Source organism: Alkaliphilus hydrothermalis (assembly GCF_016908555.1).
Lineage (GTDB): Bacteria > Bacillota > Clostridia > Peptostreptococcales > Natronincolaceae > Alkaliphilus > Alkaliphilus hydrothermalis.
Genome location: NZ_JAFBEE010000036.1, coordinates 1 through 12,531 on the forward strand (window position 1 = coordinate 1; position 12,531 = coordinate 12,531).

The 12,531-nt window shown below is 36.2% G+C and carries 13 protein-coding genes and 1 riboswitch; of the genes, 12 read left to right on the forward strand and 1 reads right to left on the reverse strand.

What is annotated here, in order from left to right; all coding sequences use genetic code 11:
• Window positions 1–138: 138 nt before the first annotated feature.
• From JOC73_RS14695 to JOC73_RS14750, 12 genes are all read left to right on the forward strand, one after another.
• Entirely contained in the window at window positions 139–930 is a 792-nt protein-coding gene (locus JOC73_RS14695; protein WP_330613227.1) for a dihydrofolate reductase family protein, read from the forward strand.
• Between the two features lie 644 nt (window positions 931–1,574).
• Window positions 1,575–2,060 (forward strand): GNAT family N-acetyltransferase, encoded by a 486-nt coding sequence (locus tag JOC73_RS14700; protein ID WP_204404591.1) that lies wholly within the window; start codon window positions 1,575–1,577, stop codon window positions 2,058–2,060.
• 110 nt (window positions 2,061–2,170) lie between these two features.
• Window positions 2,171–2,563 carry a VOC family protein gene (locus JOC73_RS14705; protein ID WP_204404593.1) on the forward strand — a complete coding sequence of 131 codons (393 nt, stop codon included), beginning with the start codon at window positions 2,171–2,173 and terminating at the stop codon, window positions 2,561–2,563.
• 595 nt (window positions 2,564–3,158) lie between these two features.
• Window positions 3,159–3,746 carry a TetR/AcrR family transcriptional regulator gene (locus tag JOC73_RS14710; RefSeq protein ID WP_204404595.1) on the forward strand — a complete coding sequence of 196 codons (588 nt, stop codon included), beginning with the start codon at window positions 3,159–3,161 and terminating at the stop codon, window positions 3,744–3,746.
• Window positions 3,747–3,878: 132 nt separating this feature from the next.
• Complete coding sequence (locus JOC73_RS14715) at window positions 3,879–5,309, forward strand: methyl-accepting chemotaxis protein (RefSeq protein ID WP_204404597.1); 1,431 nt, start codon at window positions 3,879–3,881, stop codon at window positions 5,307–5,309.
• Between the two features lie 91 nt (window positions 5,310–5,400).
• On the forward strand, window positions 5,401–5,568 hold the full coding sequence (locus JOC73_RS14720; protein ID WP_204404599.1) for a hypothetical protein: 168 nt from the start codon (window positions 5,401–5,403) through the stop codon (window positions 5,566–5,568).
• Between the two features lie 468 nt (window positions 5,569–6,036).
• Window positions 6,037–7,347 (forward strand): DEAD/DEAH box helicase, encoded by a 1,311-nt coding sequence (locus JOC73_RS14725; RefSeq protein WP_204404601.1) that lies wholly within the window; start codon window positions 6,037–6,039, stop codon window positions 7,345–7,347.
• Window positions 7,348–7,550: 203 nt separating this feature from the next.
• The gene (locus JOC73_RS14730) at window positions 7,551–7,994 is read left to right on the forward strand and encodes a HEAT repeat domain-containing protein (protein WP_204404604.1); all 444 of its coding nucleotides are present in this window, start codon (window positions 7,551–7,553) and stop codon (window positions 7,992–7,994) included.
• Between the two features lie 405 nt (window positions 7,995–8,399).
• Window positions 8,400–9,344 (forward strand): amidohydrolase family protein, encoded by a 945-nt coding sequence (locus JOC73_RS14735; RefSeq protein ID WP_204404606.1) that lies wholly within the window; start codon window positions 8,400–8,402, stop codon window positions 9,342–9,344.
• Between the two features lie 198 nt (window positions 9,345–9,542).
• Window positions 9,543–9,709, forward strand: a riboswitch (cobalamin riboswitch).
• On the forward strand, window positions 9,669–9,821 hold the full coding sequence (locus JOC73_RS14740; RefSeq protein ID WP_204404608.1) for a hypothetical protein: 153 nt from the start codon (window positions 9,669–9,671) through the stop codon (window positions 9,819–9,821). It overlaps the preceding riboswitch by 41 nt.
• 50 nt (window positions 9,822–9,871) lie before the next feature.
• On the forward strand, window positions 9,872–10,384 hold the full coding sequence (locus tag JOC73_RS14745) for an ECF transporter S component (RefSeq protein WP_204404610.1): 513 nt from the start codon (window positions 9,872–9,874) through the stop codon (window positions 10,382–10,384).
• Window positions 10,374–11,096 (forward strand): AIR synthase related protein, encoded by a 723-nt coding sequence (locus tag JOC73_RS14750; protein WP_204404612.1) that lies wholly within the window; start codon window positions 10,374–10,376, stop codon window positions 11,094–11,096. The genes JOC73_RS14745 and JOC73_RS14750 overlap by 11 nt, the downstream gene beginning before the upstream one ends.
• A 265-nt stretch (window positions 11,097–11,361) precedes the next feature.
• Here the strand turns inward: JOC73_RS14750 and JOC73_RS14755 are convergent, their stop codons facing one another.
• Window positions 11,362–12,264 (reverse strand): cobalamin-dependent protein, encoded by a 903-nt coding sequence (locus JOC73_RS14755; RefSeq protein ID WP_204404615.1) that lies wholly within the window; start codon window positions 12,262–12,264, stop codon window positions 11,362–11,364.
• Between the last annotated feature and the right edge of the window lie 267 nt (window positions 12,265–12,531).

Consider the following 12,531-nt stretch of genomic DNA (forward strand, 5'->3'; position numbering starts at 1 on the left):
TTATGTAAATGGTGAAGTGAAGAGCCGGATGCCTTAATAGGGCAAGTCCGGTTCTGTGAGGGGTTGGAATTGCAAGGTTCCAGCCTACTCGATTGGATGACTTTATGGGAAAAATATTGAGATAACTAAATCGATATTGTGGAAAGATCCACTCCATATAGCAATGTATTTGCACAAGGATGCTGGCAGTGGCTTTTAGGGAAATGTCAGAGTACCACATCCCTTCACTGGAGGGGTATTCCGTTGGTGTCCACTGGGAACGAAGTTTCGCCAAGGGGAATTCCATTTAGGTCCAACTTAACGACCGTCGCAACCATGGTTCTGTTAGCAGACATTATTAACTACTTTTTAAAGCAAGATATCGAGGTGGTATTATCAATGAAAAGAAAAGTGATAGTTTATATAGCAACAAGTTTAGATGGATACATAGCTACTGAAGATGATTCATTAGATTGGTTGTTTAAGGTGGAAGGAGAAGGTGATAATGGCTATTCGGAGTTCTATGATACTGTAGACACAATAGTTCTTGGTAGAAGAACCTATGATTGGATAATGGACCATGAGAAAGAGAACTTCCCCTATAAGAATAAGAAGTGTTACGTATTCGCTAAATCAATACATGAACCTAATAATAATATAGAGTATGTCGATGGTTGTATAGTTGAATTTATTGATATGTTAAAAGGTGCTGAAGGTAAAAACATCTGGATTGTTGGTGGAGGGGATTTGATATCTCATTTTGTTAAGGAGAATCTTGTAGATGAGTTCATAATAACAATTGCACCTACAATTATAGGTAAAGGAATTCCGTTATTCAATAAACAGAATACGGAAATAGAGTTAGAATTAAAAAGTACTCGACGGTTCAATCAGTTTGTGGAGCTGCACTATATAAAGAGGCAAGACGAAATAACTAGAGTAAATGGCTAATTCTCTTCCAACTTAGGTTAAAATAGTTTTTAGATAGAGAGGAGGCATACACCTTTCATTGAATACGAAGTTAAATTTTAAAAAATCCCTGAGAAGCTATATACCCAAAAGGGAAGAGTAATGGCTAGGAATAGATGAGAAAAAAGATCTATGGGGGAACGATGAGAAAACTTACATGTATTATACATAAGAGAATAATTCTAGGTTAATTGATGCAAATAGGAGGGATTCTTAGTGATACAAATAAATAAATCTGCATTACCCAGTTTGATTTTTGCAATTGCATTTCTTATGATTGGAGTCTTACGGTTCAACATTAATAATTGGATTGATACTGGGTTTTATATTTTAGCAGTTATTGGCTTTATGATAATGTTTTTTAATACAAATAGGAAAACTAAATAGTATGTAGAAAGTTTCTGTAGGCACCATACCTAAGCAAAGTCGGGAGCATATAGGGCTTTGCTTTGAAGTTTGATTTATATAAGTGATATTGTCGTTAGTGTGATGATGAAGAAATTTTAATGTGTGTAACTGAAAGTAAGTTATTGTAGTTATAGCGTTTTTATCTCCTAATATTGGAGTTATATTTGCTTTATCAGGTTTATTGAAGAAGGAATCAATTAAATGAGAGGGAATAGACGATGAAATATATTATAAAAGAGATGAGTAGAGATTGTGCTATAGAGATATCAAACTGGACTTATGAAGAGCCTTATAACATCTATAATGGAGTTAGGAGCGAGGAATTCATACAAGAATTATTAGACGGAAATTATTTTTCAGTAATAGAGGAAAATGATGAGATTGTTGGATTCTATTGTTTTGGGAGTGCAGCACAAGTACCCATTGGAAAACAATATCAAGCGTATGACGATATGAGCTTTGTAGATATTGGTCTAGGTATGAGACCTGACTTATGCGGTAAAGGTGAAGGGTATGATTTTTTTATTAAAGGATTAGAATTTGCTCAAAATAAGTTTCTAGCAAAGAAATTTAGATTAACAGTGGCTTTATTCAATAAGAGGGCAATAAAACTATATAAAAGAATAGGATTTAATAAGATTATAACGTTTGAAAGAAAAAATGCGGATAGCGCTATGAGCTTTTTAGTGATGGTAATGACTTAAAGTCTGAGTAATGAAATATTTATGTACAAATTGACGGGTATGATCTGACTCCTCCACAACGGAATACAGCTGGAGGGGGCCAGTTAAGGGACGTTGTAGAGGAGGTTTTTATGAAAGGCACATTACATCATATTGAGATTTATGTTAAAGACTTAATCAAAAGTAAAGCGTTTTGGGGATGGTTATTGAATGAACTTGGCTATAAAGAATACCAAAATTGGGAACAGGGTATCAGCTATATCTTAGACAAAACCTATATTGTTTTTGTTCAGGTAGAGGAAAAATTTTTAGATATACCCTATCATAGATGTAGAGCAGGTTTAAATCACCTTGCATTTCATGGCGGTAGTAGAGAATTTGTAGATGATGTTACACTAAAGTTAAGGGAAAAGGGCGTTAAAATACTATATGAGAATAAACATCCTTATGCAGGTGGACCAGATTATTATGCAGTCTATTTTGAAGACCCAGATAGGATGAAAGTTGAAATAACCGCTGAATAAAAAGATAAACACCTTAATTGTATATATTAGAGGAGGTCTCTCATGATTAAAATCTTAGAAATTATTGATAGCAAAAACATTATGACGGCATTATGCTATTGACATTGAGTTTCTAAATACAGGTTATGGAGTGTCAAGAAAAAATACCGAACAAGACATGGAGTATTATGCTAAGCTTGGACAGAAAATAGGTTTTAATTTGATAAAAAAGGAAAAACAAGATCAAACTTTAAAAATTGATTGTAAGAAGTAAGGCCTTTTGATTTTCGTCTAACAATGCACTTAAGTTCGATTTGGCTAAATTAGGGTAAGCCTCTGTAGTAGTTAAACACACTCCTTCACCAAGCCAAGACTGGCTAGACTCAGGAACGTCTTGAGTGCGAGGGCGTTGGCTATCCGCTGAAGCTAAATATGAGTTTACAGTTAAAATGAGTAAAGCGACCCGAAGGTTGCTAGAAAGCTTCAGCTTTATACTCTACTTACACTAGAGAAACAGCTACCAAATAAAAAAATGTTGCTTATTATAAAATAATGTTTGGTAAATTTTTTTAAAGGGTAATTAATGAACGTTCATTAATAATAGAGGGAGGCCGAAATGATCCAAAATACTGTTGATAGAATTAGGGATGCAGCATTAGACCTTTTTACAGAGAAAGGATACGGTGCATCTATGAAAGAGATTGCCAAAGCGGCTGGAATAACAGCTCCAGCAATATATGTGCATTATTCTTCAAAGGAAGAACTGTTCTTACACGTGGTAGATTATGCGATTGACCAATATTCTAAGCATTTGTCAGATACAATTAATCAACTGGAAGATGTATACAATGAACAGCAGTTATTCACATTCGTTAAGCTTAGAATTTTATGCCTTAAGAAAAATGGAAAACTCCATAAATTTCTAATGGGAATTTCTCTATTTCCTTTCGAACCATGTAAAGAAGAGATTGTGGTTAAGCTTAGAAAGGGCTCCTATATGAATATCACTAAATTTAATAGGATGTATCATGACCTTGTAGATAAAAAACAGATTAAGCCAATTGGAATAGAACTATTTGTAAGGTCATTACTCACATTAGTAAACGGCATTGTGTTTGATGCTTTAGCATTTCAATACCATCTAAATGAAGAGATGCTAAATATTCTTTGGAGTCAATACTGGGAGGGGATACAGGAGAGATAATTTTGACTAAATCTTAAGACGAAGATGGTTCGATAAATTGTAAGGAATAAAAAAAGTAATAACGTTTAAGTTTGTGTATTGATAAAAATACTTAAGTTCAATGTATTGCACTTTGAGAGGAGAACACTAAAAATGAAATCATCTGCTTTCCGAACGATTCGGGGAAAACTTATTGCAGGCTTTGCTCTTATTATATTATTGATCAGTTTGCTGGGGGGAATAAGTAGTATAGGTATGAGAAATACTATCCATCAGTACCATCAAGTGATTGATATGAACCTACCTGTATCAACCTATGTTTGGCAGATAAGGTCAAATAACCTAGAACAAGTTGCCGCCGTAAGAGCCTATATGTTGTATCAGGATGAAAAATTTCCTAAGTTATTCAACGATATCCATAAGCACAACGAGGCTATATTTGATGAAGTGTCAGAGCTGTTAGAGACGGAAAAATCTAGGGAATATCTTTCTAGAATCAAAGAGATCAATAACCAATATGCCCTTGTTGCCCAAGATGTTTTTGAATTGGTTAAGAAAGGTGAGTTAGAAGAAGCAACACGACTTGGAGAGGAAGGTCGAGAGCAAGTTGAAAAAATGAAGGAGACCACCCAAGCGTGGTTAGAATGGGTTGATGAAGTAAATCATGGAATTGTAATAGATACAAAACGATTAGCTCAAAACAGAGAACTCCTAACTTATTTCATCATTGCATTTGCTGCAATGATGAGTCTAATCATAGCATTCTTAATGAATGGGATCATTGCTAAACCTATATCAAAGGTATCTAAAGCATTGTTAGAAGTGTCCAGTGGTAACTTAAAGATTGATAGGGTAAACATAAGAAACAAAGACGAAGTGGGTGTGTTAGCCGACTCTTTAAACAAGATGATTGACGATCTTCGTGAAACTTTAGAGAAAGTTAATGATGCATCTGCACAAGTGGCATCATCAGCACAGCAATTAAGTGCTAGTGCCGAGCAAAGTGCCGAGGCTACCAACCAAATGGCAGGGCTTTCTATTGAAGCTGCGGCAGGAGCAGATAACCAACTAAAGGGTGTTAATGAATCCTTTGCAATAGTACAGCAACTTACTGTAGGTATTCAGCAAATTAATGATAGTGTTCAGACAATGTCTCACGTTGCACAAAGAACTGCAAATGTCTCTTTGGAAGGTAATGCCACCGTTACTACTGTAGCAAATGAAATGAAATCTATCCACGGAGCTGTGAAAGAAACGGCTGCCATAATTAAAGAGTTAGATCGTAGTTCTGAGAGAATTGATAACATGGTACAAGTAATAACAGGTATTTCAGAGCAAACGAATTTATTGGCATTGAATGCAGCAATTGAGGCAGCTAGAGCAGGAGAACAAGGTAAAGGATTCGCCGTTGTTGCAGAGGAGGTTCGAAAGCTTGCAGAGCAGTCTAAGGACTCAACCCTTGAAATCAAGACTACCATAGCAGATATTCAGAAAGGTACAGAGCAGGCAGTAGAGGCTATGAATATTGTTATAGAAAAAGTAAATAATAACACAGCAGGTAAGCCAGACTTTCACAATAATTGACGACTCAGTAGGTGAAGTATCTGAAAAAGTTCAAGAAGTAGCTGCTTCTGTTGAGCAAATTGAAGCTGGAAGTAAGTCTGTTGTCTTGACAATGGAGAACATCCAAGTAATAGCAAAAGATGTGTCCACCATCAGCCAAGAAAGCTCAGCTTCTAGTGAAGAGCAATTGGCTACTACAGAAGAAATATCCTCATCATCCCAAGCTTTAGCGTCTCTTGCAGAGCAACTTCAACAATTGCTTGCTAAATTTCACATTTAGACTTATTATCAAAATAGTAGATTCCAAAATATAATTGATAAGGCAAAAAGTCACATTAGCAGTTACGAGAATTTGATTATATTAATCTTTTAAGTCATTAGTGTTGGAGTAAGCATAATCTATGATTGCAGTAAACCAACAACAATGCTATACTTTGATATAGAATAAAAAAGCATTTATGAATAAATCTTCTTTTTTATTTGTACGTCAATAAATAAGGAGATTTTTTGTAAGTGCTTTTATTGTGCAAAAGTGTAGGATGAAATCTAATCTACCCATCATCACATAGATGTAGTGGGAAGCGATTTGATGCCTGTCGAATTCTTAAACAAAAAAAGGGAAACATATTATATATCATATCGATTCATTCCTTATGTAATTCCTTATGTAATTTACCATCAGTCAGTGTATCAATCACAATATTTAATGAATACTTAATGAAAATACAAAATAAAAGGAGAAATACTATTGTTATTCGAAAACCTAGATATAATTGAGCCCATACAGAGGGCATTAAAAACAGAAGGATATACTAAACCAACACCTATACAAGAAAAAGCTATTCCAGCACTACTTAAAGGAAAAGATTTATTAGGTTGTGCCCAAACAGGCACTGGAAAGACAGCAGCCTTTGCAATTCCCATTTTACAAGGACTTTCATCTGAATCAAAAAAACTAATAGGAAAGAGACAAATACAAGCATTGATATTGGCTCCAACTAGAGAACTTGCGATTCAAATCGGAGATAGTTTTAAGACCTATGGCAGACATTTAGGGCTTAAAACACTGGTGATCTATGGTGGAGTATCTCAAAATCCCCAGACGAAAGCTTTGGGCATTGGAGTAGATATTCTTGTGGCTACCCCAGGTAGATTACTGGACCTAATCAAGCAAAGATTTGTATCTTTAAATCATATAAAGCACTTTGTACTTGACGAAGCAGATCAGATGCTTGATATGGGGATGATTGAAGATGTAAGGAAAATTATAAAATACATTCCAGACACCAGACAAACACTATTTTTCTCTGCAACTATGCCTAAAGAAATTGGTAAGCTAGCAGATTCGATACTAAAAGATCCAGTAAAGGTAGCAATCACTCCTGTATCATCTACAGTGGAAATCATAGATCAATCGGTCTATTACGTGAATCAAAGTAATAAGATACATTTGTTAATTCATTTATTAAAAAATAAATCTATCGTTTCAGCCTTAGTGTTCTCAAGAACAAAGCATGGGGCCAATAAAATAGTGAAATCTTTGGAGTTGGCTGGCTTAAATGCTCAAGCGATTCATGGTAACAAATCTCAAAATGCCCGACAGTTAGCTTTAAACAATTTTAAAGAGGGAAAAATAAGAATACTGGTTGCCACAGATATTGCAGCCAGAGGTATTGATATTGATGAATTATCCCATGTGATTAATTTTGATTTACCAGAGGTACCAGAAACCTATGTTCATAGAATAGGACGAACTGGACGAGCAGGCCTTGGAGGAATTGCAATTGCTTTTTGTAGCCAAGACGAAAAACCGCTACTACAGGGAATCCAAAAACTAATATCAAAGACAATACCAGTAGTTGAAGAGCATCCATTCCCATTAATAGAGAGTGCTACTGAGTCAAAAAAAGTCATTAACAGAAAATCTTCAGCAACTAAAAGCAACACACCTAAACATAGAAGAGGAGCAACAGCTGGCTCCACTAAGAAGAATTGGGGAAAAAGTAGCAAATCAAGGAACTCCTCTAAAGGAAATAGGAAAGAAAAGAAGTGGGATTAAATAAGAGTATGTACCATAAAGCGCTACCTAAAAAGGGATAGCTAGTTTTAGTTTTATAACGAATAAGAAAGTTCTACATTAAATTAATATAAAAGAGAACTTTTTCGTAAATGAGTTTCAACATAAGTTATCAATAAATCTTCCGAAGGAAGACTTTGTTCTAAATGATTAAGAATCTAAATAAATAGAAAGGTTGGGATTATATGAGGTATGATAAAGAAATAGTTGAGTTGCCTTCAAATTTTAATGATTTAAAGAAGGCGGCGTTTCGAACGGCCAACTGGAAAGACCGCATAAATGCTGTTGATGAGTTAGGTCGATGGAAGAGTCAGCAGACCATTGACATTCTATCCCGTGTTTTAGAGGAGGATGGGGTGTATAGGGTTAGAGAAGCCGCCTACAATAAACTTGTTAAATTTGGTGAAGATGCTTCAAGACCCACTAGGAAAGAAGGAGAACTTTTTAGAGACATAAAGAAAATATTAACGAGAATCAAAAAGAGCTTGCCAGAAAATCATACAATAGAAGACTTCAAAGAGAAGTTTAAAAAGATGAGAAGTGATGTATATGATACATATGAAGGTGAAAAGGGTGCAGAGTTTGATCAATGGATCGAAAATATGTGGGCATCTTTATCTAAAAAATAGGCTTTGTAGTACTAAAATCTAAAAAATTTAACCGTATTGAGTTCGTTGACTTGATACGGTTTTTTTATTGTCTTAAGACTCTTTTTAAGGTGAACGAATAGAATGTTACATCCCCAAATGCAATGGAAGTTTGTTATGATCCCTAGACTAAGTACTCCCATAGATATATAATTAGTTCATGGAAAATACTAGGTAAACTAACAGGACGGGAAATATGAACATAAATAAAAAAAGATGGTAGCTGGTACAATTTGAAATGACAGCAAATACACAACAGTATTATGAGAAAAACGGATTTTACTAACAACATTTTACTTGAAGTTATTTAAGAAAAGTATATTAAACACTGGGGTAGAATCCTTACGATATAGGGCAGGTGTTCAAAATTGATAAGGAGGGGCAATCATGACGGATTCACAGAGATTCATAGAAGGACTAAAGCAAAACGACATCAACATACTGAAAACTGTACCAAAAGCAGATTTACACAACCACTATCCCCTAGGAGGAAATAAAGAATTTATCCATAAACAAACAGGAAAGCTCATCAATCCCGTAAATGGTAAATTACTCAGCATGGGAGATATGCACAAATGGGTAAATGAAAATATAGGGGACACCCTACAAGGGAAAGAAGGAAGGATACTTGCACTAGATGCATGTTTCCAACAGGCGGCAGAGGACAATATTGCAGTATTGGACATAGGTGAAGATGTTTGGGCTAAGGACGCAATCTTTGGAGGAAATCTTCATGAAATGATAAAACTGTTTTATAAGAGTAGAGAAACCTATGCACCCAGAACGAAACTAAGTTTTCAAATAGGTTTATCTAGGCATTGCAGCATTAAATCACTCCTAAAATGGTCAGAAGAATTTTTTGAAGAAGATTGCTTTAACTCTATAGACTTATATGCTGATGAGTTTGCTCAACCTATAGAAAACTTTAAGCCTCTATATCGAAAGGCTAAGGAAAAGAAGCTGATATTAAAAGCCCATGTGGGGGAATGGGGGACAGCAGATGATGTAATGAGGGCTGTTGAGGAACTAGAGTTGGATGAAGTACAGCATGGGATTGCAGCGGCCCAATCCCATAGAGTAATGAACTTTCTAGCTGATCATAAAATCAGGCTAAATATTTGCCCCACCAGCAATGTCAAACTATCAAGGGTCGATTCCCTGAAAAACCACCCCATAAGAAAACTATATGACAATGGAGTAATCGTCACCATCAACTCAGATGATGCTTTAGTATTTGGCAATAGTGTATCACAGGAATTTCTAGATTTGTATTCTTGTGGCTTATTTACGGCGGAGGAGTTAGATGAAATTCGATTAAATGGTTTGAAGTAAGATTTGGTGAGTCAATTATGAGTCGATAGCGAGTCGATGAGTTGATGGGGACGGTTCCCTATGACTTTATATGGCATCCCTCTGTGGGCGAGGCAGATTGTTATGCAGTCAACTTTAAAGACCCAGATAGGATGAAAGTAGAAATGACTACTGAATAAATACGTTGACAGTAAAAACAGAATATATTATACTATAACTGAAAAAAGAGCGTAGTTAGGTGCCCACGAGGGAGAATAGGGAATGAAGTGTAAATCTTCAGCGGACCCACCACTGTGATGAGGAGCCTTTGCCAAAACCACCTGTATAGGGAAGGGGCAAAAGGCGTTGATTCGAGCCAGGAGACCTGCCTATCTACGAAGCGTCATGAAGGATGGTAAAGTTCATGGTCTATTTGTGATACAAGTAGACTATGGACTTTTTTTCATGCTAAAATATAGGGCTGATTTCCAACCATTGGGCAATGTATTTAATTACTGATACATCGGAGAGGTTCTGTATTTGAATAAATTAGATTAGGAGGAGAAAAAATGAGGGAAAGTACTAAAAAAATGGTTTGGATGGGTATGCTAATTGCCCTAAGTTTTGTAGGAGCAAACATAAAGATTCCAGGTCCATACCAAAGTATTGCATTGGACTCATTGCCTGCGTTTTTGGGGGCATTGATGCTGGGGGGAAGTGCTGGTGCCATCATAGGCTTTTTAGGGCATATGCTAACGGCAGCCACAGCTGGGTTCTATATGACGTTACCAGTACATATTATTGTGGCAGTGACGATGGCCATCACAATGGTTGGATTTAGCTTTGCCTATAGGAAGACCAATCTAGTTGTGGCGGGAATAGTAGGTATTATTCTAAATGGCGTAGGGGCACCCCTTATATTGTTGTTGATGCCAAAGTTCGGTTGGCCTTTCTTCATGGGGATCGTACCATTCCTATTGGTGGCAAGTGGAGTCAATGTATTACTGAGCATTGGATTATTTACAGCGTTAAATAAATCAGGTGTTGGATTTAATAAGGGGTTCATTGAAGATGGGAAGTAAATATCGAGATGTGGACTTGGTGCCCTTGCCAAATGATGATGTATTGGTCATTGCCTGTGATTCCTGTGGTGCCATCGGTTTCAAGGAACATGACGTGGTGGAGGCACCTCCTTTTATTGTGGGCAAGTATACTGTCCGGGTTTGTCTTATGGAAATCTTTGCAGTAGGGGCACTACCTATAGCTATAACAGTGAGTATCTGTAATGAAATGGAGCCAACTGGAAGGGAAATGATTAAGGGGATTCAAGATGAACTAGAGTCATGTAATCTCCAGCTACCAATGACCATCAGCACTGAAAAAAATATGCCAACCACCATGACGGCCATAGGAGTGAATATAGTAGGAACTTGTAAAGAAAATCATTTAATACATGAAAGGGTTTCTGAAGGGGATGAGGTATACTTAATGGGAATTCCTAAGGTAGGTCAAGAAGTATTACCGGATCAGGGGGAAATTGCCACCATCTCAGATGTTATGATGGCCCTCCAGTGGGATTCTGTTAAAGAAATCATTCCCCTCGGTTCTTCTGGAATTAAGGGGGAGTTAGATAAGTTGTGGACCTACACAGGGTTGGATATTGAAATGGATGAGGACATTGCGATAGACCTGGAGAAGTCGGCAGGCCCCTGTACTGCGGTATTGTTGTTTTGTGAAACTCCTATTGTGGAGGACTGTAATGTGCCATTGGTCAGGCTTGGGAAGCTTAAATAAGAAAATCTGACGAGATTCTCAAGATTTGGTTACTATAGATGTAGTTGAATTATGCAGCAGAGGCAAAGGTACATCGATGGGAGGCGGAGAGTAGGGTATTCCCACAAACTCTACCGATCCATCTGGAATAAGCAAAGGCTTTAACAAGATTTCAGTAGCATGGCAAAACAAATAAAGCAAGCTGGCAAAAGTCGGCTTGCTTTATTTGATATCAAACTAAAGCATGGATAAAAAGAAAAAAGGTATATCCAGGTAATTTGATAAGTTATGATATTCCCCTATAAAAACCCATACGATTAGCCACCTCTACCACATCCTCAATACTACTGGCAAAGTCATCTGCGCCTAAGGATTTCCAAAGTAAGGGATCATGGGATATGCCCCTTCCACCAACAAGAATTTTTAATGGTTTATTAATGTAATTAGTTCGAATCGTCTTAATTAATGACTGCATACCATTTATATGTTGATCCATTGTTACAGATATAGCCACTAAATCAATAGATTTTTCATCTAAAAAATTGATTAAACTATCCGTAGGGACATTTGTACCTAGGTAAAAAGTCTCCCAACCATCCTCCTCTAAAAGGTGAGAAATCATTTTTAAAGCGATAGAATGTCCTTCCCCATGGGTGCAGAGGAGGGCAACACGATTTTTTTTCTTATGTAGTGGAGTAATTTGAGTTGCCAACTGTGCCAATATATTTTCCGTAGCTAGGGAAAAAAAGTGTTCATCACTAACTGAAATTCGATTTTCTTCCCAGCCTTTGCCGATCTCCACCAGTGAAGGAGCGATAACATTGGAATACAAATCCTTTAAGGAAATTCCCATCTGGAGGGCATAAACTAAACCCTCATAGACCCCTTGTTTATTTCCCTTTAACAGCTCCTCTAAATAAATTTTTTGTAGGTGTGGAAGATCGATCCGAAAGGAAGACTGTTTCAAAAAAGGTAGAGGGAAATTCTTTTTGTCATTACCTAGTAAAAAATCTAAAGATACATTAAACAATTTAGCGATCGAATTTAGAATGTCTTGGTTCGGGAATCTAATACTCCCTTCGTAATTGGCTATGGTTGTTTGGGCAAGACCTAATTTTTTCGCCAGTGTTTTTTGAGTAAATCTATTCTTTTTTCTTAACAATTTTAATCGAGTTCCAAAACTGTCCATTATTATCCTCCTAACCCTCCATATAATATATATTCATATAATACCACAAAATGAAATATGTATACAAATATTTTACTAATATATTGTTTAAAAATATGCACATTGTGGTATTTATGAAATACAACCAACGAAATTAAATAAATATAATATAGATAGACTAATTAATTGAATGAGGTAGTGTAAAGTAGGTTATGAAAAACTAGAGTAAGAAAAATAGCACTAACTAAAGCATTAGGAACTTCAAATCCATATTAGTTAAGTGTCTAT